The following is a 22,454-nucleotide window of genomic DNA, read 5'->3' as shown; positions in this document are numbered from 1 at the left end:
CGAGTGCCCCGGGGCTTCGTCGCGCGGTGCTCGCCTCCCGTCCGGAGGAGACCGCCATGCCCGACCACCGCCGCCTCGGCCGCGCGCTCGACCTGTTCGACACCGACCCGCTGATGGGCGCCGGCCTGCCGTACTGGCTGCCCGACGGCGCCGTCGTCCGCCACACCCTGGAGGAGTACGTCCGCGAGGCCGAGCGCGCCGCCGGCTACCGGCACGTGTACTCGCCCGTCCTCGGCAAACGCGAGCTGTACGAGATCTCGGGCCACTGGGACCACTACCGCGACGACATGTTCCCGCCGATGGACCTCGGCGGCGAGCAGGTCGTCCTGCGGCCCAGCCTCTGTCCGCACCACGCCCTCGTCTACCGCTCCCGCGCCCGCGGTTACCGCGAACTCCCCCTGCGCCTCGCGGAACTGGGCGGCATGTACCGCTCCGAACTCTCCGGCGTCCTCGGCGGGCTCACCCGGGTCCGGGCCATCCAGCTCAACGACGCGCACATCTTCTGCACCCTGGAACAGGCCGCCGACGAGGCCCGCGCCGCCCTCGCACTCATCGGCCGCGCCTACGCCGACCTCGGCATCCGCGCCGCCCGCCACCGCCTCTCCCTGCCCGGCGAGGGCGGCAAGTACGTCGCCGACCCCGAGCTGTGGCGGCGGGCCACCGCGCTGCTGCGGGAGGTGCTCGACGCGTCGGGCCTGGAGTACGAGGCCGTGCCGGGCGAGGCCGCGTTCTACGGGCCGAAGATCGACGTGCAGATCGCCGACTCGGCCGGCCGGGAGGCCACCCTGTCGACCGTGCAGATCGACTTCCACCAGCCCGAGCGCTTCGACCTGCGCTACACCGGCGCCGACGGCGCGAGGCACCGTCCCGTCATGGTGCACCGCAGCATCGTCGGCAGCGTCGAGCGGGCGGTCGCGCACCTCCTGGAGGAACACGGCGGGGCCTTCCCGGCCTGGCTCGCGCCCGTGCAGCTGGTCGTGCTGCCCGTCACCGAGGCGCAGGCCGACGCCGCCCACGACCTCGCGCGCCGCGCGACCGCGCAGGGGCTGCGCACCGAGGTCGCCGGGCCCGGCCGGGGCACCCTCGGCGCCCGGATCAGGGCGGCGCGGCTGGTGCCGTACCAGGCGGTGATCGGGGCGCGGGAGGCCGACGCGGGCCTGGTCGCGCCGCGGCTGCGGGACGGGCGGCGGCCGGGTGAACTGCCCGGCGCCGAGCTGCTCCGCAGGATCGCCGAGCGGGTCCGGGCCCGCGGCACCGACCTGTGGGAATCCGCGTAAGGTCGGCTCGTGGGGTGTGCGAGCCCCCGTCCGACGCCGAGCGCCGCCGGTGACCGCCCGGCTCTGATGCGAGGAGAGGCCGCCGTGACGACCGACCAGGTGGGACCGCGGGGCGCCGCCCGCCCCGTCCCGGTGATCATCGACTGCGACACCGGCATCGACGACGCCCTCGCCCTGCTGCTCGCCGTACGGCACCCCGGGCTCGACCTGCGGGCCGTCACCTGCGTGGCCGGGAACACCGACGTCGACGGCGTCGTCCGCAACACCCTGACCGTGCTGGAGCGGGCCGGCGCCCCCGAGATCCCCGTCGCGCGGGGCGCCGAACGGCCGTTGATCGAGGCGGTGCGCACCGCGCGGCACGTCCACGGCCACGACGGCATGGGCGACCTCGGGCTGCCCGCGCCGACCCGCGCCCCCGCCGACGTGGACGCGGTGACGCTGCTGCGCCGCGAGATCCTCGCCTCGCCGCGCCCGGTCACGCTGATCCCGACCGCGCCGCTCACCAACATCGCGCTGCTGCTGCGCACCCACCCGGACGTCACGCGCAACATCGAGCGGATCGTGTTCATGGGCGGCGCGGTGGCCACCGGGAACGCCACGCCCGTCGCCGAGTTCAACGTCTGGCACGACCCGGAGGCCGCCGCGGTGCTGCTGACCGCCGGGGTGCCCCTCACGATGTACGGCCTCGACGTGTTCCAGCGCGTGATCGTGCCGGGGCCGGACCTGCGCCGGCTGCGGGCGAGCACCGACCCCGGCACCCGCCTCGCCGGCGAACTGCTCGCCCACCGCGGCCCCGTCACCGACGCGTCGGACCCCGGCGGGGGGCTCGGCGACGCGGGTGCGGTGTGCGCGGTCGTGGACCCGGAGGGCCTGACCACGCACCGCCTTCCGGTCGAGGTGTCCCTGGCCCCGGGGCCCACCCGCGGCCAGACGATCGTCGACCGCCGGCCCCGCCCCGGCGAGTCCGAGCTCCACGACGGCACCCGTGAACAGGCCCTGGTGGACGTGGCGTTGGACGTCGACGTGGCGCGCTACGTGCGGCTGTACCTGGACGCCGTGGAGCGCCCGGGCCCGGTGTGAACAGGCCCTGGGGGTGCCGGGGTCAGTCCGCCTCGGCCGGGCGTGGCGCCCAGCGCTGTTCCACCTTCGCGACCTTCCAGTACGACACCGCCGCCGCCCACACCACCACGAACAGGCCGACGATGACGTAGCCGACGCTGTCCAGGTCGATGGCGGCGATCCAACTCGTCACCGCGTCGCGGAGATCGAGCTTCTCGTGCAGCACGCCGACCAGTTCGATCGTGCCGATGAAGAACGCGACGGCGATCGACAGGCCGGTGATCGTGAGGTTGTAGAAGACCTTGCGGACGGGGTTGGAGAACGCCCACTGGTAGGCGAAGTTCATGAACGTGCCGTCGAGGGTGTCGAACAGGCACATGCCCGCGGTGAACAGCAGCGGCAGGCACAGGATCGCGTACCAGGGCAGCCCGGCCGCGGCACCCGACCCGGCCATCACCAGCAGCGTGACCTCGGTGGCCGTCTCGAAGCCGAGACCGAACAGGAAGCCCAGCGGGTACATCTGGCCGGGGCGGGAGATCGAGCGGGTCAGCCTGCCGAGGAAGCGGTTCATGAACCCCCGGGAATCCAGGTGCCGTTCGAGCTCGACCTCGTCGTACGTGCCCTGCCGCATCGCCCGGAAGACCTTCAGGATGCCCAGCAGGGCGACCAGGTTGAGCGCGGCGATCAGGTAGAGGAACGAGCCGGCGACCGTGGTGCCGAGGACGCCGAGCACCTGGTGCGTGGTCGACTCCTCGCTGGTCACGCGGGTCGCGAGCGTCGTGCCGCCGGCGATCATCGCGGCGAGCAGCACGACCACGCTGGAGTGGCCGAGCGCGAACCAGAAGCCCACGGAGACGGGCCGCTTGCCGTCGGCCATGAGCTTGCGGGTGGTGTTGTCGATGGCGGCGATGTGGTCCGCGTCGAAGGCGTGCCGTACGCCGAGGGTGTAGGCGGTGATGCCGAGGCCGATGCCGAAGGCCTTCGAGCCGACCTCGTGGTCGCCGGGGACCACGAGGAGGAACAGGATGCCGAAGGCGACGACGTGCAGTGCGGCGATCACGGCCATCAGACCGCCGGTCCGCACGGTGTCCTCGCGGCGCCAGCGGAAGGACGCGGCGGGGGTCGGGGAGGCCGGCGAGGACGCCGTCGGGGACGTCTTCGGGGCAGGGTCGGGCAAGGTCATCCGGTCACGCTCCAGCACCTCGTGGATCAGTTCGTGAGATGCCGTGGCCGGTCTCCTGGCTTACGGGTCGTGCGTTCTCGGCCCGCCTTCCCGGCCGCCGTGCGGTGGCCAGTGGCTGCCCCGGGTGGGGCGTGGGACGCGAACTCCCCGATCACAGTGGCGAGGGCCGCGCCGGTCTGGGTCCCTCGGTTTCCCGACGGACCGTCACCGGCTTCCCGAACACCACGGCGGGGCCACGGTAGGGCCTGCGGGGCACCGCTGCATAGCTGCACAGCTACGCAGGTATTCAAGATCACAAAGGCGGGGTCCGGGGTTTGAACGCCGTTCGGGTCCGCCGCGGGCCGGTGCGAACGACGGGGCACCTGCGAGGATGGCTCCATGCATCTCGTCCCGGCCGACCGCGCCGACCGGCGCGCCATCGACGGCCACCGGGTGTGCGACGCCATCGCCGCGATCGGCGAGCCCGGCCACGTCCGCACCTGGGCCGACCGCTTCTCCCTGCTCGCCGACGCCAAGCGCCTCGCGCTGCTGCTCGCCCTGCACCGCACCGGCCCGCTGGCGGTCTCCGACCTGGCGATCGCGACGGGCATGAACGACCCGGCGGTCTCCCAGGCCCTCCGTCTGCTGCGGGCGGCGGGCGTGGTGGAGGGCGAGAAGGAGGGCCGCGTGGTCCGCTACCGCGTGGTCGACACGGAGGTCCGATCCCTGCTGGAGCACTGCGCGGCGGACACACTGAGCCACTGACGTCCCCGCCCGACGGCGCCCGCACCGCCGGCCGCTCACCCCTGCGTGGAACGCCCCGCCCCGCGGGCGTCCGCGTCCCGGACCACCGCCCCGAGCATCGGCGCGATGTGCCGCTCGGGCCGGTGCATCCCCACCCCCGGCACCCGCGTCCGCGGCTGCCCCGGCGTCCCCGGCAACGGCACCGGCCGCCGCGCCACCAGCCGCCCCGCCGTGCGCCCCCCGCACCGCCCGCACGCCGGCGCCCCCTCCGGGGTGTACGGCGACGGCACGGACGTGTTGTCCCGGTGGAAGCACTCCCACTCGTCCCCGTGACCGTCCAGGTAGCGCTGGACGTCGTGGTCCACGCTCCAGCGGTGCCCGCACGAGCCGCAGGCGAATTCGACCCGCTCGACCGCGAGTTCGGTGATCACGGCGGCCCACCTCCGTCCCGCAGCCGATTCGCGCGGTTTCCGGCGTTTCCGATTCTCCTCCGTCCCGCCCCGCCGCGCGCGGAAAGCGGAATCCTCGCCGCCACGCCGACGAGGCTCCATTCACGCTGGGCACCTGCCTCACTACGCTGTGCGGGTGAACGGGTCGACTACGGGGGCGTTATGGGATTCGGCTTCGGACAGCGACGTGGTGGACAACTCCCGGTGGAACTCACCGGATTCGTCGGCCGCGACGAGGAGCTCGCTCTGATCCAGGGCGCCTTGGCGCGGTCACGGCTCGTCACCCTGGTCGGCCCCGGCGGCGTCGGCAAGAGCCGTACGGCGCTGCGCGCGGCCGGCGGACTCGCCGGGCGGTTCGCCGACGGGGTGCGGCTGGTGGAACTGTCGGGGCTGCACGACCCCGAGCTGGTCCCGGCGACCCTCGCCGGCGTGCTGGAGCTGCCCGAGCAGTCCGGGATGAGCCCGCTGGACGCGGTGGTCGAGCATCTGCGCGGCCGGCGCATGCTGATCGTCCTCGACACCTGCGAGCACCTCGTCGACGCGTGCGCCATGCTCTGCGACATCCTCCTGCGCGAGGCCGGCGGCCTGAGCGTCCTCGCCACCAGCCGGCAGCCCCTCGACGTGCCCGGCGAGCACTGCGTCCCCCTGGCCCCGCTGCCCCGCGAGGACGCCGTCGCCCTGTTCGAGCAGCGCGCCGCCGACGTGACCGGCGGTTTCGCCGTCACCGAGGCCGACCGCGAGCGCACCCTCGCGCTGGTGGACCGGCTCGACGGCATTCCGCTCGCCCTGGAGCTGGCCGCCGTACGGCTGCGTGCCGTGCCGCTCGCCGAACTGGTCGCCCGGCTGGACCGCCGCTTCGAGGTCCTCACCGGCGGCCGCCGCACGGCCCTCACCCGGCACCAGACCCTGCGCACCGCCATCGACTGGTCGTACGACCTGTGCACGGCCGAGGAGCGGGCGCTGTGGGCGCGGCTTTCGGTGTTCGCCGGGTCGTTCGAGCTGTCCGCGGCCGAGCGGGTGTGCGCGGGCGGGGACCTGCCCGCCGAGCGGGTCGTGGAGGCCCTGATCGGCCTCGTGGACAAGTCGGTCGTGCAGCGCATCGGCGAGGACGGCGGCCGCTACCGGCTGCTGGACACCATCCGCGAGTACGGCGCCGCCCGGCTCGCCGGCACCGCCGACGAGCCGGCCGTACGGGCACGGCACTTCGGCCACTACGAGGCGCTGACCGGGCGTTTCTGGGACGAGCTGCTGACCCCCGCCCAGGTGGCGCTGCACCGCACGCTGCGGGACGACGTCGCCGATGTGCGGGCCGCGCTGGAGTACGGGTACGCCACCGAGGGCCGGGCGGCCGACGCGCTGTGGCTGGCGACGCGGCTCGGCCCGTACTGGCGGGCCGCGGGCACCCTGTCCGAGGGCCGGCACTGGATCGACAAGGGCCTGGACCGCGTCCCCGAGGACGGCGCCGAGCGGGCCTGGGGCCTGTTCATGACCGGCGTCTTCGCGGTGTGGACCGGCGATCTGGAGACCGCCCTTGAGCGGTTCCCGCAGGCCCACGAGGTCGCCAAGCGCGCCGGGGTGGACCGCGTGGAGCTGTTCGCCGAGGCGTATCTGGGCGCCATGACCGTGCTCGGCGGCGCGGTCGAGGAGGGCCTCGCGGCGCTGGAGGACGCCCGGCTGCGCATCGTCGCGTCCGGTGACGGGCTCGGCATCGCCGTCGTCCACTACGAGGGTGCCCTGCTGCGCGCGGTGCTCGGCGACCCGGCAGGCGCCCTGGACCTGTGCGCCACCGGCCTCGCCCACCTGGAGCGCACGGGCGAGCGTCAGCTGTACGGCTCGACGCTGATGGTGCAGGGGCTCGTGCTGTGGCTGGGCGGGGAGCAGGAGGCGAGCGCGGACCTGTTCCGCCGGGGCCTGGAGGCCGCCGCCGAGATCGGCGAGGTGCTGGTGGCCGCGCTGGCCTGTCTGGGCCTCGCCTGGCACGCCGCCCGGCACGGCCGGCACGTCCGGGCGGGCTGGCTGCTCGGTTACGCGGAGAACGCGCGCCGGCTCAGCGGCGACCCGGTGGCGCTGCTGCCGCGGCTGCTGGAGGAGCAGGAGGCGATGCGCGAGCAGGTCCGCGCGGCGCTCGGCGAGGAGCGGTTCGAGCAGTGGTGGCAGGCGGGCGCGCGGCTGTCGGGCCGGCAGGTGCTGGACGCCGTACGGGCCGACGCGGACGAGCCGCCCTCCCACGGATCGTCGGCCGCTCGGGCCGCCGGGCGCCGGGCCGGAGTGCAGAACCGTTCCGTCGATGTCCTCACCCGGCGCGAGCGCGAGGTCGCGGCGCTGGTGGCGCAGGGCATGTCCAACCGGGAGATCGCGGAGCGGCTCGTCATCTCCAAGCGCACCGTGGACGCCCACGTCGAGCACATCCTCGCCAAGCTCCGCATCACGTCCCGTACCGAGATACCGGCCGTGGCCGGTCAGTAGCGCCGCGTACGGACACGTAGGTGTCGCACGTACGAACGGGGAGGCGGCGGGGCCGTCCGGTGGGGCCCGGTACGTATACCGAGTCCGCTGCGGCGGCCGGTACCGATCTTGGTGGCGGGTGCCGCGCGTGCGTACCGATCTCCGGCGTTCCGTGCCGCGGGGCGCCCCGCGGCACGGCACAGTGGGTGGTGCCGCCCGGGGAAAACGGACGAGGGGTGCCGGCAGTGCTGGTCAAACCCCACGGCTGTCATGGCAAGGCGCCCGGCGTCCCGGCTTCCCCGGCGGCATCAGGCGGGGCTGCCCCTGGTCGGCGGGGCAGCCCCGCCTAGAAGGCCGCCCCGCGTGGACCGTCGCGCGGACGGGCCGTGCGGACGCCCGTGCGGAGGGTCGCGTCAGAGCCGGAAGCCTCCGCTGCCGAAGGAACCGCTGGAGCCGGGCCGCCAGCGGCGGCGGTGCTGGTCCTCGCCCCGTTTGCTCTGCGCCTGGTGGAGTTCGTAGGGCATGAGCCGTCTGCCGTCGGTGGCCGCCGGCACCTCGTCGGGCTCGCGCACCTCTCGGACCTCGTGGACCGCGCCCGTGTCGGGCAGCCTGGGTTGCTCCTCGGCGGTGGGCCGGTGCGGCTCCCGCTCCATGACCCTGATGCCGAGGCGTACGGCCCACACGAGCGCGCCGGCCACGACCAGCCCGCCGATGAACGCCGCCGTCACATTGAGTACATCCTGCGAGGCGGCCAGTAGTTCGAACGCTGCCGTACTCATGTACCAATTATCCCCGGCGGATTGCGGATTAACGCCCGAAATGGGCAAAGAATCACGTGCCCGGCCTCAGCGCACGGTCGGGCTGGGGGTCGGGGTCGGCGAGGTGGTGTTCACGTCCAGGCCGGGCGGCTCGGTCAGGGCGACGACGGGGGCCCCGGGCTGCGGGGGCGGCGGCGTCAGCTGTTCCTGGGGCAGCTTCGGCGGCGTCGTCTGCTGAAAGTTGATCTGGTCGAAGTTGACCATGCCGGTCTTCTCCAGCACCGTGATGTGGTCCAGCACCGTGTCGTTGGCCTGGTCGGCCAGCTGTCGCACCAGCGAGTTCTGCGTACTGGCGCGGATCTTGGCGACCACCGGGAAGATCTGGCCGTGCGTCACGCGCATGATGCTGACCGCCGTGATGTCGAACTGCTTGCCCGTGCTGCCGTCCACGGTCGCCACGAACTGCTGCTGCTGCGGGCTGGCCTGGTTGGGCAGCGTGATCCCCAGCTCGGGGGCGATCTTGCGGCACGTCTCGTCCAGGCGCGCGTGCCCGGCGACCAGGTGCTCGCCCGCCTCCTTCATCTCGGGCGTCGTGCCCCGCTGCATCGCCATCAGGCCGAGCGGATGCTCCCACAGCCCCGCCGCCCTGACCTTCACCACGAAGTCCCGGTCGGCCTCCGTCAGCGGGCCGTAGCGGGTGTTGGCGATGACGCGGGACGAGGTCGTCGCCGTGTTCTCCACCCCGAGCATGGCGGGGTAGGCGAGCGCGGCGAGGGTGAGGACCAGGCCGCCGCCGATGAACACGGTGCCTGCCGCCCTGCGCGACATGCGCATGCTGCCTCCTGGTGTGAACGGGTCGGTCCCCAGGAGGTACGTACGGAGCGGCCGAAGCAATCAATCCGGCGGCCGGCAAACCCGCCGACGGGCCGAAAGCGGCACCGAAGTCTCGTCAAACGTTGCCGGAACACGGCAGTGAACGTCTCTTGCTGTGCATGTCAGGATCGCATCAACGCGGAGATCAGCGGCGGGCGAGAGGGGGCAGTGCGCATGGCCTGGTTTCTCGGACTCGGCATCACGGGGGTCGTACTGCTCGCCCTGTCGCTGGTCTTCGACGGCCTGCTGGAGGGGGCCGTCGAGGGCGTTCTCGGGGGAGCCCTCGACGGGTGGCTGTCGCTGCCGGTCGTCGCCGGATTCGTGTCGGCGACCGGCTTCGGCGGTGCTCTCGCCCTCGGCGCGGCGGGCGCGGGCCCGGTGGCGGCCACCGCCGTCGGCGTGGTCTGCGGACTGGGCACGTCCTGGCTGACGTACCGGCTCAGCCGTGCCCTGATGGCCGACCGCACGGCCGTCGTCCCGCGCCGGGGTGACCTCGTCGGCACCTCCGGCAGCGTGGTGACCGCCATTCCGGCCGGCGGCTACGGGGAGGTGCTGCTCAGCCTCGCCGGGCAGCCGGTGAAGTACGCGGCCCGCAGCGCGGTGGCGGTGGCGCGGGGAGCCGAGGTGTGGGTCGAGGCGGCGCCGAGCGAGACGTCGGTGGTGGTGCGGCCGGTGGAGCGCTGACCCGGCGCCTCTTCCTTCCGCTTCTCCTTCTCTCCCCTGCCCGCCCCTTCCCTCCCCTCCTCTTCTCTTCCCTTCGCTCCTCCTCTCTTCCCTTCGCTTCGCTTCGATTTCTCTGGGCTTGCCCACTTCGCTTCTTTCGTCATTCTTCTGATTTCCCTCTATGTGATTCGGGGGCACTGCCATGAGTCCAGTCGTCGTCGCCGTCGTCGGGATCGTCGTCCTTCTCGTGCTCATCGCCCTCGTGGTGATCACGCGCTACAAGGTCGCGGGTCCGAGCGAGGCGTTCATCATCACGGGCCGACGCGGCAAGAAATCGACCGACCCGGAGACCGGGCGGGTGTTCACCGACAACAGCGGGCAGAAAGTAGTGGTCGGCGGCGGTGTGTTCGTCGTGCCGTTCGTCCAGCAGCGGTTCACGCTCGACCTTTCCTCGCGGCACATTCCCGTCGCCGTGCGCGGCGCCGTCACGCTGCGCGGCATCAAGGCCCATCTCGAAGGCGTCGCCATCGTCAAGGTCGGCGGCACCGAGGACTCCATCCGCGCCGCGGCGCAGCGCTTCCTGATGCAGCAGGACGGCATCGTCGGCTTCACGCAGGAGGTGCTGTCGGGCGCGCTGCGGGCGATCGTGGGCCGGATGTCGGTGGAGGACGTCATCCGGGACCGGGCCGCGTTCGCCGGGCAGGTCGCCGAGGAGGCGGAGGCCAGCCTGTCCGGGCAGGGCCTGGTGCTGGACGCCTTCCAGATCCAGGACATCAGCACCGAGGGCTCCTACCTGGAGGACCTCGGCCGCCCGGAGGCCGCTCGCGCCAAGCAGGAGGCCGACATCGCGGAGGCCGTGGCCCGCCGTGCCGCCGAGCAGGCCCGGCTGAAGGCCGAGGAGGAGATCGCGGTCGCGCAGCGGACGTTCTACCTCAAGCAGGCGGAGATCAAGGCCGAGACGGACGCCGCGGCGGCGCAGGCGAACGCCGCCGGACCGCTCGCCGAGGCCGCGCGCAACCAGCAGATCCTCGCCGAGCAGGAGAAGGTCGCCGAGCGGCAGGCGGCGCTGAAGGACCGCCAGCTCGACACCGAGGTCCGCAAGCCCGCCGACGCCCAGCGGTACGCCGCCGAGCAGGAGTCCGAGGCGCGCAAGGTGGCCCGGGTCAAGCAGGCCGAGGCCGAGCGCCTGGCGTCCATCGCCGCGGCGCAGGCCGAGGCCGAGCGGGCCCGGCTGACCGGTGAGGGCGAGAAGCAGCGCCGAACCGCGCTGGCCGAGGCCGGGGCGCTCGAAGGGCTCAAGGAGGGCGAGGCCGAGCGGTCCCGCCGTGCCGCGGTCGCCGAGGCCGTACGGCTGGAGGGCGAGGCGGAGGCCGCGTCGATCGCCGCGAGGGGCGCCGCCGAGGCCGAGGCGATGCGGAAGAAGGCCGACGCGTTCGGGCAGTACGGGGAGGCGGCGGTGCTCCAGATGCTGGTCGAGGTGCTTCCGCAGGTCGTCGCGAAGGCGTCCGAGCCGCTGAGCGCGGTGGACAAGATGACGGTCATCTCCACGGACGGCGCGAGCCGCATTCCGCGCGCCGTCGCGGACAATGTCGCGCAGGGGATGGAACTCCTCGGCGCCACCACGGGCGTCGACCTGGCGGAACTCCTCAAGGGCATCACCCGCCGGGAAACGCCGGCCGGGAACGGGTCCGCGCAGGACGACGGAAAGGTCGAGATCGCCGGTTGACGGGCACGGTCGCGGCCCCCGGCGAGGCCGCACCTTCCGTGCTACCGTCGCTTGGAGTTGCGGTTTTGGTTCCCACGCATGAATTACCCGGTGTCTTTCTCCGGGCGGGGCAATCATCTCGGCGACAGGGAGATTTCACACGGTGTGGAATCTCCGGCAGTGCCCCGAAGGAGAATGTGGTATGGCTACCGGCACCGTGAAGTGGTTCAACTCGGAAAAGGGTTTCGGCTTCATCGAGCAGGACGGCGGCGGGCAGGACGTCTTCGCCCACTACTCGAACATCGCCGCGCAGGGCTTCCGTGAGCTTCAGGAAGGCCAGAAGGTGAGCTTCGACATCACGCAGGGCCAGAAGGGCCCGCAGGCGGAGAACATCCGCCCCGCCTGACGCGGAGCAGGCAGGACGGCGGACCGCCAGACCGCCGGACCGCCGGATCGAGAACGACGGAACCGGGACTCGCGTGCGAACGCGGGTCCCGGTTCTCGTGCGCGTGGTCGCGTGCGCCTGAGCTCGTGTCCCGGTCTCCAGGGCCCGGCGGGGCCGGTTGGGTGGCCCCGGCCGTCCTGTCCGACCGCCCCGGCCCCGAAGCGGAACCGAGCGACAGCGTGCTCGCGGAAGCGACGAGGGAGGCGGTGGCCCACCTGACCCGACCGCCTCCCCCTCTCTTCTCGTCGGCCGGTCAGCCGACCGGGTTCACCAGGACCTCGGCGGTGTTGTTGCGCGGGCGCGGGTCGAACGGGAACGACGTCCCGTAGTCGGGCCGGGCCACCACGCGACCGGAGGCGTCCGGGACGACGCGGTCGACGCGCAGCCCGAAGGAGAACGTCACCCGCGCGTCCGGTGCCGCCCACATGGGCAGGTAGCAGGCGTAGCGCGGGGCGCCGAGCCGCTCCTCGACGGGGCCGCCGGCCGGCGAGCGCGGCTCGCAGGTGTCGGGGACCGTCGTGGCCGTGGTGCCCTCGGGCACGGAGAAGTCGACGACGGCCACCGGGTCGCCGGAGCTGACGTGGCCGACCCAGGCCGGCCCCCGGTTCACGAACCGGAAGGCGGCCGTCACCGTGTCGCCGGCCGCGCCCTCGACCTGGCTGCCGCGCACGGCGAAGTCGGCGGTGTTGGCGGCGTCGAGGCGCCAGGCGACGTGGTTGTCGTCCGTGCTGAGGTCGGCCGCGCCACCGCCGGGCTCGACGGACACGTCCAGCCGCTCGTAGAGGGCGTGGCCGGCGACGGCGGCCTTCAGCGGCTCGGGCAGCTCGACGGTCGCGCCGGGCGCGACGACGGTGTCGAACGTGCAGTCGGCCCGCTTCATGGGCGCGCTCTCCGTGCCGTGGTCCGGCGTCGTGTACGCGCACTGCGGGTACGTCGTCGCGAAGTCCAGGCCGTACGTCGCCCACATCCGCACGCTGAAGCCCCGGGCGGGCTCGTTGCCGGTGTTGGTGACGGTGAGCGGCATGGTGGGCGTGTCGCCCGGGCGGACGCCGGTGAGCGGGTCCGGGTCCGTCAGGCGCAGGTCCGGCCCGGAGCCGACCCGTACGGTCGTGTCGAACGAGCCCCGCGGAGCGACGAGTTCGCCGTCCGGGCCGCCGGTCGCCCGCGCCTCGTAGGTGATCCGCCCCTGGGCGCCCGTGCCGACGCCGGGCAGGGCCCGTACCTTGAGGCCGACCTGCGGGCGGTAGCCGGGCCCGGTCGTCGGCACCTCGGGCACGCTGCACACGGCCGTGCTGCCGCTGGGCGCGCAGGTGTCGGGCCAGGCCACCTCGGCGACACCGGCGAGCCCGGAGGCGTCGACGGTGATCCGCCCGTCGGTGACCGCGAACGTGCTGTTGTCGTGATACAGCCCGACGGGCAGGTCGCGGTACTGCGCGGCTCCGCCCTCCGGCGCGACGGTGACGACCCGCTCGTACGGCGCCTGGATCCACAACTGGTCGCTCTGCGGCTCGTCGGCGACGGCGGGCGCGGCGCCGAGACCGGCGACGGCCACCCCGGCGACGGCGGCGCCGCACACACCGAGCCGCAGCGCGCGGCGGACGGAAACAGACCTCATGACATCCCCTGATTCCCCGTTGGCCGAACTCCGAAGTCCCGAACCGCGTGAGCCCGGGCGGGAGTTGGACCGCTGCGGGATCGTTGAGGTTGTACGCCCGCGCGCCTCCCTGCCGCGCGCCGGACCGCCGCGTCCCGGCCCGCACGCCGATCCGTTCCCGCACGCCGGGCTTCAGCCCGCGGTGGGCACCGCCCCGCAGTTGGAGGTCGCCGGCTTGCCCGAGAGGCGGTCGGACAGCCAGGAGATGGCGTTGCCCTGGTCGGTGAGCAGTGGTGCCAGGTGGTTGGTGAGGATCTTGTCGCCGAGGTTGGGCAGCCGGACCGGCACGTAGGTGACGTCGGCGTCCTTCTCGCACCAGTCGGCGGCGAGCCGGCGGGCCTGTGCGTGCGGGACGATGTCGTCCTGCACGCCGGTCGCGAGGCGCACGGGCCCGGCGGGCTTGAGCGTGCCGATGCGCTGCGTGTCGAGGAAGGCCTTCAGGCGGGGCTCGGCGGCGATGACGTCGGAGAGGGAGCGGCCGTTGTTCGTCCACGTGCCGCTCCTGGTGAAGCCGTACCGCAGCAGGGCGTCCCCGATGCACATGGTGGCGGCGTCGGCGAGCGCGGCCCGGCCGGTGGCGTTGACGTGGGCGTCGGCGATGGGCTGGAGCGACGGCTCGCTCTGCAGGAATCCGTTCAGGGACCAGCCGAGTGCCCCGGCGAGGGCGCTGCCGTCGATGCCCCTGGTGACGGCGGCGAGGTCGGCGGGCGGCGCTCCGGCGTAGGTGCCGGCGAGGGTGACGTCGGGCGCGTAGGCGGGCTGGAGTTCGGCGGCGGAGGCGGTGGCGCCGCCGCCCTGGCTGTAGCCGTAGAGCCCGACGGGCGAGTCGGCGGTGACCGTCGTTCCGCCGAGGCGCCGCGCGGCGCGGACGGCGTCCAGGACGGCATGGCCCTCGTCGACGCGGTTGACGTACGTGTGCAGCCGGTCGGTGGCGCCGAGGCCCGCGTAGTCGGTGACGACGACGGCGATGCCGCGGGCGAGGAGCCGGTAGACGGACAGCACCTCGTAACCGAAGGAGACGGAGCCGTTGTTCAGGGCGAGGGGGCGTTGCAGGGACAGCGAGGCCGAGCACTGGTCGCCCTGGCCCATGGTGCCCGGGGCGACGGCCACGAGGGGCCGGGGGCCGCCCGCTCTCCAGCGCGCCGTCGGCTCGATGTAGGCGCCGGTCACGGCGACCGGACGGCCGGTCGAATCCGTCGACTTGTACATCAGCCGGGTCGCCCGGCCGGGCAGCGGTCCGGTGATGCCGGGCAGGGTGAGGGCGAGAGGGAGGGGCTCGGTGCGTATCAACTCACCATTCTTGAAGGGCAGTTGGGCGGGCGGGGTGTAGAAGGCCGGTACCCGGGCCTCGCGCGGATGCGGTGCCGTCGCCGTCGTACCCGCCGCGTCGGTGGTGTCGGCGGAGGCCGGTACGGCGGTGGCGACGAGCGCCGCCGTCGCGGCGAGCGCGGCGGCGGCGAAGAGGCGGCCCGGACGTGCGGGGCGCGGGGGCGTGCACGGTCGTCCCACGTGGCTCACTCCCTTACTGGTGGGGATGGAGGAGAGGCGGTGCGGACGCTTCCGGACAGCGGCTCGCCGGAGGGCGGGCCCCAGGTGCAGGACGGGGCCGGGATCCGCGCACCCGCCCAGGGGTTACTGGGGAGTCACATCGGGATAGTAAGTGCGTGGAGTTCTTGCTGACAAGGTGTCTACGAACGGTTTCTTGCCGTCCGCGATGCTCCGCCTACACGTGTCATCAGGCGCGAACGCCGGGGCGGGAAGGGTGCGTGAGGTGAGCGGCGAGGCCTGCGCGTGCCGGTGAGGTGCGCGGCGACGTCCGCCCCGGCCGGCGCCCTACTGGTCGGAGTAGCCGATGTCCCCGACGGTCCAGGCGCTCACGTCCTCCAGCGCGACGCGGTACATCCCGCCCGTGTCGGGGATGCCGAAGCTGCCCTGGAGGATCCGGGCGACGTGGAAGTGGAGGTGCGTGGGGCGGGCGCCGTCCGGCCGCTCGGCCGGGGCGCCGCCGCCGGCCGGGGCGAACACGTCGGAGAACGGGCGCAGTTGGACGGAGTCCCGCAGGACCTCGGCCACGCGCTCTCGCCACATGGCCTCGGGAGCCAGCCGTCCGGTGATGACGGCCCCGGGGACCACCACGGTGAGGGACATCTGGCTGGTGCCCTCCGACTCCACCATCGCGGCGATGCCGGCGAGCAGGTCATCAGGGTGTGACATGGGTCAGGAGCCTACTCCAGAGACATGGCCCCGGAGGTGATCCCCCGGGAAACAGAACGGGCCGACCGCTCCGCGTGCGTGCGGTGCGGCCGGCCCGGGACGGCCGGGATGTCACTCCCCCAGTTGCGCGGACGCCGCCTGCATCGGGGTGAGCCCGTCCAGGGGCGCGGCGGCCGTGGGCGCCGGGTGGCAGGTGAAGCCGAGGCGGATGAGCGCCCGGGCCACCTCCGCGGCGGTGAAGTCACGCCGGTCCTGCTTCGTGATCACTTCCCCGACCTGCTTGACCGGGTAGGTGCGGCGGCCGATCGTCACGGAGATCCCCGTGACCTCCTCGGCCTTGATGCCCTTCATCGACTCCTCGACCTCGCTCTTGGTCAGGTCGAAGGGATAGCGGGCGATGACACAGCGCATGATGCCTCCACGGGGTTGAGGAAACGCCGGAAGTGGAACGGGGGAGCGGTGCGGGTTGTTCGGTGCAGCGGCCGTACGGGATGAAGCGGGGCCGTACGGGGTGAGGGACGTACGAGGTGGAGCGCACCGCACGGCGTGGAGACCGCCGTGCGGTGGGGCGAGGACCGTCAGCGGCGTCCGGTGGAGGCCGCCCGGGCGCCGCGGCGCCCGCGCTGCCGCCGCCCGGCGGAACCACTCGCGCGCTCGGAGCGCTGCGCCGGCGGCGGGGTGATGACGACGGGGACGCCGGACGGCGCCTGGGCGCCGGTGATCCGGCTCAGTTCGGCCTCGCCGGAGCGGACCTTGGTGGACCGCGGGGTGATACCGGCGTCGTGCATGAGGCGGTCCATCGCGCGCCGCTGGTGCGGCAGGACCAGGGTGACGACCGTGCCGGACTCGCCCGCGCGCGCCGTACGGCCGCCGCGGTGCAGGTAGTCCTTGTGGTCGCTGGGCGGGTCGACGTTCACGACGAGGTCGAGGTTGTCGACGTGGATGCCGCGCGCGGCCACGTTGGTCGCGACCAGCACGGTGACGTGACCGTCCTTGAACTGGGCGAGCGTCCGGGTGCGCTGCGGCTGGGACTTGCCGCCGTGCAGCGCCGAGGCGCGCACGCCGACCGCCAGCAGGTGCTTGGCGAGCCGGTCCACCGCGTGCTTGGTGTCCAGGAACATGATCACGCGCCCTTCGCGGGCGGCGATCTCCGTGGCGGTGGCGTGCTTGTCGGCGTCGTGCACGTGGAGCAGGTGGTGCTCCATGGTGGTGACGGCACCCGCGGACGGGTCGACCGAGTGCACGACCGGGTCGTGCAGGTAGCGGCGCACCAGCAGGTCGACGTTGCGGTCGAGGGTGGCGGAGAACAGCATGCGCTGCCCGTCGCGACCGACCTGGTCGAGCAGGGCGGTCACCTGCGGCATGAAGCCCATGTCGGCCATCTGGTCGGCCTCGTCGAGGACGGTGATGGCGACGCGGTCGAGGCGGCAGTCGCCCCGGTCGATGAGGTCCTTCAGCCGGCCCGGGGTGGCGACGACGACCTCGGCTCCGGCGCGCAGCGCACCGGCCTGCCGGCCGATGGACATGCCGCCGACGACGGTGGCAAGACGCAGCCGCAGCGCGCGGGCGTAAGGGGTGAGCGCGTCGGTGACCTGCTGGGCCAGCTCGCGGGTGGGCACGAGGACCAGCGCGAGCGGCTGACGCGGCTCGGCGCGCTGACCGTTCGTACGGGCCAGCAGGGCGAGGCCGAAGGCGAGCGTCTTGCCCGAGCCGGTGCGCCCGCGGCCGAGGACGTCACGGCCGGCCAGCGAGTTCGGCAGCGTCGCCGCCTGGATCGGGAACGGGACGGTGACGCCCTCGGAGCCCAGCGCGCTCAGCAGCGGCGCGGGCATGTCCAGCTCGGCGAACGACTCGACCGGCGGCAGCGCCGCGGTGATGGTGACGGGCGTGGCGAACTCGCCGCGCAGGGGCGCGGGCCGGCCACGGCCGTTCTTCCCGGCGCCGCCGGACTTCGCCGAGCGGGACGGGAACGACTGGCGGCCCGAGCCCTGGGGCCGGAAGCGGCTGCCACTTCCCCTGGAGGACGGGGCGCCGTTACGGGTGGTGCGGTTCATGGGGAACCTTCCTCGATGCGGATACGGCACGTATCGAGGAAGTCCTCCGAGCGGCGGTGAGGCCGAGCGACCGTGATCCGGAGCGGCGGTGGGCCGAACCGGCGGTGAGTCGAATGAGGATTCGCAAGAATGAGCCGAAGAAAAAATGACGGTGCCGGCGGCAGGATCTGCGGCAGCTCACCTTCGAACAGGCGGCGGTCGGCGGACCGGACAAGAAAAACGCAACGGGCTGGGGCCCGCACCCCAAGAGCGCGGGCCCCAGCCGTGTTGAGCGCGTCAGCGTCAGGCGGGAACGATGTTCTCGGCCTGCGGGCCCTTCTGGCCCTGCGTGACGTCGAAGGTAACCTTCTGGCCTTCCTGAAGCTCGCGGAAGCCCGAGGTGGCGATGTTCGAGTAGTGGGCGAACACGTCAGCGCCGCCACCGTCCTGCTCGATGAAGCCGAAGCCCTTTTCCGCGTTGAACCACTTCACGGTGCCAGATGCCATATTGAATCTCCCTTGGGGGCAGTGCCCGGAGCCCGCACCTTGCGGACCCGGAGTCGCCGCGATGATCACCCTCCGGAGATTTTCGAGAAATCCTCGAGCCCCGGACAGCTCAGCAAACGAAAAGAGTGCTCGTCGACAAAAGGTCGATAGAGCACTCGAAAGTCTCTGTGAACCAAAACTGCAACTGATATCACGGTAGCACAGAGAACACGGCAAGGCCCGCCCTTCTCGGCCACTGATCCTTTGGCGTAAAAACCGGCACGGCAGGCGCCGCGAATTTCTGTATCGGCGAAGAGAGATATTCCGGCCCCGGAAGGACGTCAGTCCGGGGCCCGGCCGGCGGCCGGTTCCCCGCCCCGCCGCCGCAGCTCCGCACTGGTCCGGCGGGCGTCCTCGAGCTGGTCCTCCAGGGAGACGATGCGGCAGGCGGCCTCGACCGGCGTCCCCTGGTCGACGAGCTCCCTGGCCCGCGCCGCGACCCTCAACTGCCGCCGGGAGTAACGCCGATGGCCGCCCTCCGACCGCAGCGGCGTGATGAGTCCGGCCTCTCCGACGGACCGCAGGAAGGCGGGCGTCACGCCGAGCACGGCCGCGGCCCGCCCCATGGTGTACGCGGGGTAGTCGTCGTCGTCCAGGCCTGCGCCGGCCGGGTTCTCAGTGGGCATGGCACCTTCGTCTCGGAGTCGACCCGCCACGGCAACCCTAGCCGCGCCACGGTCCGATACCTCCTCTCACGACGGCAGATTCTGCCCCCGGCCGGCGGTCCCGGGTGCCCTCGGGGGGCCCGGTCCAGGGGGCCTGGCCGCGCCGGCGGGGGAGCCGGGCGCACCCGGGAGGCGGTCGCGCCGCGCCCGGAGGCGGTCCCGGGCGTACCCGGGAGAGCCGGGTGGGCCGGACCGCAACCGCCGCCGCCCGGAGCGTGTCTCTCAGCACATGGCCCGAGGGCCCGGAGCGGACGGGGCTTCCGGGGCGCGGGGCCGCGGGGGGCGTGATGAACACATGGGCGGTGCCCGGATACACCGAGTCGCTCGAACTCGGGTCGGGGGCGAGCGGCCGCGTCGTGCTGGCCGTGCACGAGGAGACCGGCGTCCCGGTCGCCGTGAAGTACCTCAACGAGTCGCTGCGCACCCGGCCGGGCTTCGTGCACGACTTCCGGGCGGAGGCGCGGCTGCTCAGCGGCCTGGAGAGCCCGTACGTCGCCGGTCTGTACGAGTACGTCGAGAGCCCGGACGGCGCCGCCATCGTGATGGAGCTGGTGGACGGCGTCTCGCTGCGCATCCTGCTGACCTCGCGGGGGCCGCTGCGGCCGGAGTCCGCGCTCGTGGTGCTCAAGGGCTCGCTGCTGGGCCTGGCCGACGCGCACCGCGTGGGCGTCGTCCACCGCGACTACAAGCCGGACAACGTCCTCGTCCTGCCGGACGGCTCCTCCAAGCTGGTCGACTTCGGCATCGCGGCGGACGCGGGCACCGACGCCGGCGTGGCCGGGACGCCGCCGTACATGGCCCCGGAGCAGTGGACCGGTGCCCCCGCCTCGCCCGCCGCCGACGTGTACGCGGCGACGGCCACGTTCTTCGAGTGCCTGACGGGCCGCCGCCCGTACGCCGGTGACAACCTCGCCGAACTCGCCCTCCAGCACCTGGACGCGCCGGTCCCCGCCGACGAGGTCCCCGAGGCCGTACGGGACCTGGTGCGGCACGGGCTGGCCAAGGACCCGGCGCGGCGACCGAGGCACGCCGAGGAGTTCGTCGCGGAACTGGAGGCGGTGGCCGGCGTCTCCTACGGCCCCGACTGGGAGGACCGGGGCCGCCGTGCGCTGGCCGCGCTGCTGGCCCTGCTGCCGCTCCTGCTGCCGTCGGCCCGCGGCGCGGCCCCGCACGGCACGACGGCCACGGCACGGACAGTCCTCGCCCGGGACCCGGCCGCGGGCAGGGAACCGGGCTCCGGGTCGGCCCTGGGGCCGGGACGGGGCCCGCTTCCGGGTCCGGGCGTGGGTTCGGCCGCGGATCCGGGCTTCGGGTGGGCGCGGTCGTGGCGTCCGGGGCGGCTGGGGGCGCTGCTCGCGGGGGCGGCCGTGCTGCTGGGCCTGCTGCTGACGTACGGCCTCCAGCCCGCGCCGGCCGCGGACACCGGGCGGGCGGCGCAGGCGCTGGCCACGAGCAGCGCGGGACCCGACGGGGTGGCGCCGGCCGGGCCCGGCGCGCCGGCCGACCCGGCGTCCCCGTCCCCTTCTTCTTCCGTGGTGTCGCCGTCCGTGTCGGCGTCGGCCTCGGTGTCCCCCGACCCGTCGGCGTCGGACCCCGAGGCCGCGGACTCGGGCGACCCGGCGGCACCCGCGGCGACGGCGCCCGGAGCGGCGCCCACCGAGTCGGCGCCCACCACGGCACCCGCCCCGCCCACCGCTCCGGCCGCGCCCGCGGTGAAGGACGTCACGGTGTCGGGGTTCCGGCAGACCGGCCCCACGACGGCCACGGCGACCGTCGAGGTCACGACGGACGGCACCGGCCCGGTCGCGATCACCGTCTCCTGGTTCACGGCCGCCGCGGACGGCGGCCCGGGGACACCGGACGGTGCGCCGGAGACGTACGAACGCAGCGGGGCCACCCACTACACGCTGACGGTCGAGCACACCTTCGTGACGGACGGCTGCTACTGGTCGGTGCGGTCGACCACGAGCCCGGCGTCGGCCGACGGCGGGGCGTCGCAGCACCTGCTGACGAGGCGGTGCGACCTCCGATGACGAGAGGGGACGACCGCGCGCCCGAGGACCGCGCGCCGGCGCCGCCGAGCGGCGACGAGTACAGCGCCACCGTGCTGGGCAGCCACTGGGGCCTGCGGCCCGACCCGGACCCCGCCCTCGTCGCGCCGGTGCCCGGGACGCGACGCCCGCCGACCCCGCCGGACCGTACCGAGGGCACCGTGCTGCGGTTCGGCCCGGGCGTGACCGCCGCCCTCGCGCGCCGCACCCACGGCACGCACCGCTCCTTCCCGACCGTGCCGCTGCCGTCGCCGCCCGTCCCGGACCCGCGCCGAAGGCGGCTGCGCCGACACGCGCTGCCCGTGCTGGTCGTGCTCGCGGTCCTGGCGTTCCTGGCCTGGCAGCGCCTCGGACCCTCCGTGACGGTGAGCGGGGTGTCGGTCACGTCCCGGCCCACGACCCTGGGCTGCGACGCCACCGCGGACATCACCGCCCACGTCACCACGGACGGCCGTCCGGGCACGCTCACCTACCGCTGGATCCGCAGCGACGGCACCGAGTCGGGCGTCCTGCGCGAGGTGGTGACCCGGGGTCAGAAGCAGGCACGCCTGCACCTGCTCTGGACGTTCCAGGGCAGCGGACGGTACGCGGCCCGCGCGGACCTGCGCCTCCTCACCCCGGAGCAGCACACGGCCACGGCCCGCATCACGTACAACTGCCCCTGAACGGCCGCGAGCAGGAGCGTTCCGGAAATCGCCGTTGATCAACGGACGCGGGGGAGGAATCGTTGCGGACATGACCTCACCGGGAAAGATCACGACCACCACGATCTCGCTCACCGTCGACGACGTGACGGCCACGGCCGGCTTCTTCACCGCGCACCTCGGCTACGAGGAGGTGATGGCCGCCGACGGCTTCGCCTCCCTGGCCCGCCCCGACGCCGCCGCGGACGTCGTCGTGCTGCGGCGCGGCTCCGACGTCCTGCCCGAGGGCTTCCGCGACCAGCACGCGGCCGGACTGATCGTCGCCTTCACCGTCGACGACCTGAACGCCGAGCACGACCGGCTGCGCGCCGAGGGCGTCACCCTCACCATGCCGCTGCGCGAGGAGCCGTGGGGGGAGCGGCTGTTCCAGGTCACGGACCCCAACGGGATCGTGATCCAGTTCGTGGAGTGGGTCGCGCGGGACGGCGGCTGAGCCGGGCCAGGGGTGGGCGACGTACTCACGCCGGGAACTGAGTACGTGCGCTCTGGCCGGCGGCGGAGCGGGCCGGGAAAGCTCGGGGCATGCGCCGAGACCTCCCGAAACCCGTACTGCGGCTGCTGCCGCTCCTCCTCCCGGCCGCCGTGGCCGCGGTGATGTGGGCCGCCTGGCTGGGCTGGGACCAGCAGCGTGACGTCCACCCCGACGGCACGAGCACCGGCCCGTACGAGCCGTGGCAGGTGATCGGGCTGGTGGCGACCCTGCTGGCGCCGGTGTACTGGGCGGCCTCGCGGCACCACGTCGCGGGCGCCGCGCTCGGCACCACGGCGGGCCTGACGGCAGCCGCGTACTACGACTGGTCGGACGACGCCAGCGGCCTCTTCGTGATCGGCGTCGGGATGGTCATGTTCGGCACGCTCGCCGTGACCGCCGCCGTCTCCGCGGTGATCGCCGCCGCGACCCGGGGCGACCGCCGCGTCGGTGCGTGACGCCACGCGCCTCTCCCCCTCTTCCCTCAGCCGTGCGGCGGGTCCACGGGCTTGCCATTCAGGCGGACGCGGGGAGGACG

General features: G+C 73.6%; 22 protein-coding genes and 1 riboswitch. Of the genes, 11 read left to right on the top strand and 11 right to left on the bottom strand.

Annotated features, from left to right (window positions below; genetic code table 11):
• Window positions 1–26: 26 nt before the first annotated feature.
• Window positions 27–1,277, top strand: coding sequence for a threonine--tRNA ligase (thrS, locus tag ACZ7D7_RS20270; RefSeq protein ID WP_470825908.1), 1,251 nt, complete (start codon window positions 27–29; stop codon window positions 1,275–1,277).
• A gap of 84 nt (window positions 1,278–1,361) precedes the next feature.
• Window positions 1,362–2,357, top strand: coding sequence for a nucleoside hydrolase (locus ACZ7D7_RS20265; protein ID WP_470825906.1), 996 nt, complete (start codon window positions 1,362–1,364; stop codon window positions 2,355–2,357).
• A 22-nt stretch (window positions 2,358–2,379) separates the two neighbouring features.
• Here ACZ7D7_RS20265 and nicT read toward each other — a convergent pair whose 3' ends face one another.
• Entirely contained in the window at window positions 2,380–3,519 is a 1,140-nt protein-coding gene (nicT, locus tag ACZ7D7_RS20260; protein WP_470825905.1) for a Nickel transporter NicT, read from the bottom strand.
• 28 nt (window positions 3,520–3,547) lie between these two features.
• Window positions 3,548–3,761: riboswitch (cobalamin riboswitch) on the bottom strand.
• Between the two features lie 136 nt (window positions 3,762–3,897).
• On the opposite strand from nicT, the gene ACZ7D7_RS20255 reads away from it, so the two are divergent.
• The gene (locus ACZ7D7_RS20255) at window positions 3,898–4,263 is read left to right on the top strand and encodes an ArsR/SmtB family transcription factor (RefSeq protein WP_470825903.1); all 366 of its coding nucleotides are present in this window, start codon (window positions 3,898–3,900) and stop codon (window positions 4,261–4,263) included.
• A gap of 35 nt (window positions 4,264–4,298) precedes the next feature.
• On the opposite strand, the gene ACZ7D7_RS20250 is transcribed toward ACZ7D7_RS20255, so the two are convergent.
• Window positions 4,299–4,673 carry a hypothetical protein gene (locus tag ACZ7D7_RS20250; RefSeq protein ID WP_470825902.1) on the bottom strand — a complete coding sequence of 125 codons (375 nt, stop codon included), beginning with the start codon at window positions 4,671–4,673 and terminating at the stop codon, window positions 4,299–4,301.
• Between the two features lie 180 nt (window positions 4,674–4,853).
• Here ACZ7D7_RS20250 and ACZ7D7_RS20245 point away from each other — a divergent pair, with 180 nt between their 5' ends.
• On the top strand, window positions 4,854–7,157 hold the full coding sequence (locus tag ACZ7D7_RS20245) for a helix-turn-helix transcriptional regulator (protein ID WP_470825901.1): 2,304 nt from the start codon (window positions 4,854–4,856) through the stop codon (window positions 7,155–7,157).
• A 392-nt stretch (window positions 7,158–7,549) separates the two neighbouring features.
• Here the strand turns inward: ACZ7D7_RS20245 and ACZ7D7_RS20240 are convergent, their stop codons facing one another.
• Entirely contained in the window at window positions 7,550–7,915 is a 366-nt protein-coding gene (locus ACZ7D7_RS20240) for a DUF6479 family protein (RefSeq protein WP_470825900.1), read from the bottom strand.
• A 66-nt stretch (window positions 7,916–7,981) separates the two neighbouring features.
• A complete protein-coding gene (locus ACZ7D7_RS20235; protein ID WP_470825899.1) occupies window positions 7,982–8,728 on the bottom strand; it encodes a DUF4142 domain-containing protein in 747 nt (248 codons plus the stop codon).
• 213 nt (window positions 8,729–8,941) lie between these two features.
• Here ACZ7D7_RS20235 and ACZ7D7_RS20230 point away from each other — a divergent pair, with 213 nt between their 5' ends.
• The 3 genes from ACZ7D7_RS20230 to ACZ7D7_RS20220 all read left to right on the top strand — a co-directional run bounded on the left by ACZ7D7_RS20230 (window position 8,942) and on the right by ACZ7D7_RS20220 (window position 11,541).
• Window positions 8,942–9,451, top strand: coding sequence for a hypothetical protein (locus ACZ7D7_RS20230; RefSeq protein WP_470825897.1), 510 nt, complete (start codon window positions 8,942–8,944; stop codon window positions 9,449–9,451).
• 181 nt (window positions 9,452–9,632) lie between these two features.
• Entirely contained in the window at window positions 9,633–11,156 is a 1,524-nt protein-coding gene (locus ACZ7D7_RS20225; protein WP_470825896.1) for a flotillin family protein, read from the top strand.
• A gap of 181 nt (window positions 11,157–11,337) precedes the next feature.
• Complete coding sequence (locus ACZ7D7_RS20220; RefSeq protein ID WP_470825895.1) at window positions 11,338–11,541, top strand: cold-shock protein; 204 nt, start codon at window positions 11,338–11,340, stop codon at window positions 11,539–11,541.
• Window positions 11,542–11,833: 292 nt separating this feature from the next.
• Here ACZ7D7_RS20220 and ACZ7D7_RS20215 read toward each other — a convergent pair whose 3' ends face one another.
• The 7 genes from ACZ7D7_RS20215 to ACZ7D7_RS20185 form a co-directional block, all read right to left on the bottom strand.
• The gene (locus ACZ7D7_RS20215; protein WP_470825893.1) at window positions 11,834–13,195 is read right to left on the bottom strand and encodes a COG1361 family protein; all 1,362 of its coding nucleotides are present in this window, start codon (window positions 13,193–13,195) and stop codon (window positions 11,834–11,836) included.
• A gap of 171 nt (window positions 13,196–13,366) precedes the next feature.
• Window positions 13,367–14,743, bottom strand: coding sequence for a lipase family protein (locus ACZ7D7_RS20210; protein WP_470825892.1), 1,377 nt, complete (start codon window positions 14,741–14,743; stop codon window positions 13,367–13,369).
• A gap of 324 nt (window positions 14,744–15,067) precedes the next feature.
• Window positions 15,068–15,448, bottom strand: a complete 381-nt coding sequence (locus ACZ7D7_RS20205) for a hypothetical protein (RefSeq protein ID WP_470825890.1) — start codon at window positions 15,446–15,448, stop codon at window positions 15,068–15,070.
• A 111-nt stretch (window positions 15,449–15,559) separates the two neighbouring features.
• The gene (locus ACZ7D7_RS20200; RefSeq protein ID WP_470825889.1) at window positions 15,560–15,859 is read right to left on the bottom strand and encodes an SCO5918 family protein; all 300 of its coding nucleotides are present in this window, start codon (window positions 15,857–15,859) and stop codon (window positions 15,560–15,562) included.
• A gap of 167 nt (window positions 15,860–16,026) precedes the next feature.
• Window positions 16,027–17,502 (bottom strand): DEAD/DEAH box helicase, encoded by a 1,476-nt coding sequence (locus tag ACZ7D7_RS20195; protein WP_470825887.1) that lies wholly within the window; start codon window positions 17,500–17,502, stop codon window positions 16,027–16,029.
• A 282-nt stretch (window positions 17,503–17,784) separates the two neighbouring features.
• A complete protein-coding gene (locus ACZ7D7_RS20190) occupies window positions 17,785–17,988 on the bottom strand; it encodes a cold-shock protein (RefSeq protein WP_007383480.1) in 204 nt (67 codons plus the stop codon).
• Window positions 17,989–18,308: 320 nt separating this feature from the next.
• Entirely contained in the window at window positions 18,309–18,653 is a 345-nt protein-coding gene (locus tag ACZ7D7_RS20185) for a helix-turn-helix domain-containing protein (protein ID WP_470825886.1), read from the bottom strand.
• Window positions 18,654–18,979: 326 nt separating this feature from the next.
• On the opposite strand from ACZ7D7_RS20185, the gene ACZ7D7_RS20180 reads away from it, so the two are divergent.
• The 4 genes from ACZ7D7_RS20180 to ACZ7D7_RS20165 all read left to right on the top strand — a co-directional run bounded on the left by ACZ7D7_RS20180 (window position 18,980) and on the right by ACZ7D7_RS20165 (window position 22,374).
• A complete protein-coding gene (locus ACZ7D7_RS20180) occupies window positions 18,980–20,725 on the top strand; it encodes a serine/threonine-protein kinase (RefSeq protein WP_470825885.1) in 1,746 nt (581 codons plus the stop codon).
• Complete coding sequence (locus ACZ7D7_RS20175; protein WP_470825883.1) at window positions 20,722–21,408, top strand: hypothetical protein; 687 nt, start codon at window positions 20,722–20,724, stop codon at window positions 21,406–21,408. Before ACZ7D7_RS20180 ends, ACZ7D7_RS20175 begins: the two co-directional genes overlap by 4 nt.
• A 70-nt stretch (window positions 21,409–21,478) precedes the next feature.
• Entirely contained in the window at window positions 21,479–21,880 is a 402-nt protein-coding gene (locus ACZ7D7_RS20170; protein ID WP_470825882.1) for a VOC family protein, read from the top strand.
• Window positions 21,881–21,969: 89 nt separating this feature from the next.
• Window positions 21,970–22,374 (top strand): hypothetical protein, encoded by a 405-nt coding sequence (locus tag ACZ7D7_RS20165; RefSeq protein ID WP_470825881.1) that lies wholly within the window; start codon window positions 21,970–21,972, stop codon window positions 22,372–22,374.
• Window positions 22,375–22,454: the final 80 nt, after the last annotated feature.

Source organism: Streptomyces sp. NPDC037054 (genome assembly GCF_055606745.1).
Note: the sequence above shows the minus strand (reverse complement) of the source record. Positions and strands in the feature narration are given on the sequence as shown.

Coding starts and splice junctions, on each gene's coding strand:
- ACZ7D7_RS20245 (WP_470825901.1), top strand. CDS start 4,854: ATGGGATTCGGCTTCGGACAGCGACGTGGTGGACAACTCCCGGTGGAA.
- ACZ7D7_RS20165 (WP_470825881.1), top strand. CDS start 21,970: ATGCGCCGAGACCTCCCGAAACCCGTACTGCGGCTGCTGCCGCTCCTC.
- ACZ7D7_RS20195 (WP_470825887.1), bottom strand. CDS start 17,502: ATGAACCGCACCACCCGTAACGGCGCCCCGTCCTCCAGGGGAAGTGGC.
- ACZ7D7_RS20200 (WP_470825889.1), bottom strand. CDS start 15,859: ATGCGCTGTGTCATCGCCCGCTATCCCTTCGACCTGACCAAGAGCGAG.
- ACZ7D7_RS20170 (WP_470825882.1), top strand. CDS start 21,479: ATGACCTCACCGGGAAAGATCACGACCACCACGATCTCGCTCACCGTC.
- nicT (WP_470825905.1), bottom strand. CDS start 3,519: ATGACCTTGCCCGACCCTGCCCCGAAGACGTCCCCGACGGCGTCCTCG.
- ACZ7D7_RS20215 (WP_470825893.1), bottom strand. CDS start 13,195: ATGAGGTCTGTTTCCGTCCGCCGCGCGCTGCGGCTCGGTGTGTGCGGC.
- ACZ7D7_RS20230 (WP_470825897.1), top strand. CDS start 8,942: ATGGCCTGGTTTCTCGGACTCGGCATCACGGGGGTCGTACTGCTCGCC.
- ACZ7D7_RS20180 (WP_470825885.1), top strand. CDS start 18,980: ATGAACACATGGGCGGTGCCCGGATACACCGAGTCGCTCGAACTCGGG.
- ACZ7D7_RS20240 (WP_470825900.1), bottom strand. CDS start 7,915: ATGAGTACGGCAGCGTTCGAACTACTGGCCGCCTCGCAGGATGTACTC.
- ACZ7D7_RS20225 (WP_470825896.1), top strand. CDS start 9,633: ATGAGTCCAGTCGTCGTCGCCGTCGTCGGGATCGTCGTCCTTCTCGTG.
- ACZ7D7_RS20185 (WP_470825886.1), bottom strand. CDS start 18,653: ATGCCCACTGAGAACCCGGCCGGCGCAGGCCTGGACGACGACGACTAC.
- ACZ7D7_RS20255 (WP_470825903.1), top strand. CDS start 3,898: ATGCATCTCGTCCCGGCCGACCGCGCCGACCGGCGCGCCATCGACGGC.
- ACZ7D7_RS20175 (WP_470825883.1), top strand. CDS start 20,722: ATGACGAGAGGGGACGACCGCGCGCCCGAGGACCGCGCGCCGGCGCCG.
- ACZ7D7_RS20220 (WP_470825895.1), top strand. CDS start 11,338: ATGGCTACCGGCACCGTGAAGTGGTTCAACTCGGAAAAGGGTTTCGGC.
- ACZ7D7_RS20190 (WP_007383480.1), bottom strand. CDS start 17,988: ATGGCATCTGGCACCGTGAAGTGGTTCAACGCGGAAAAGGGCTTCGGC.
- ACZ7D7_RS20205 (WP_470825890.1), bottom strand. CDS start 15,448: ATGTCACACCCTGATGACCTGCTCGCCGGCATCGCCGCGATGGTGGAG.
- ACZ7D7_RS20235 (WP_470825899.1), bottom strand. CDS start 8,728: ATGCGCATGTCGCGCAGGGCGGCAGGCACCGTGTTCATCGGCGGCGGC.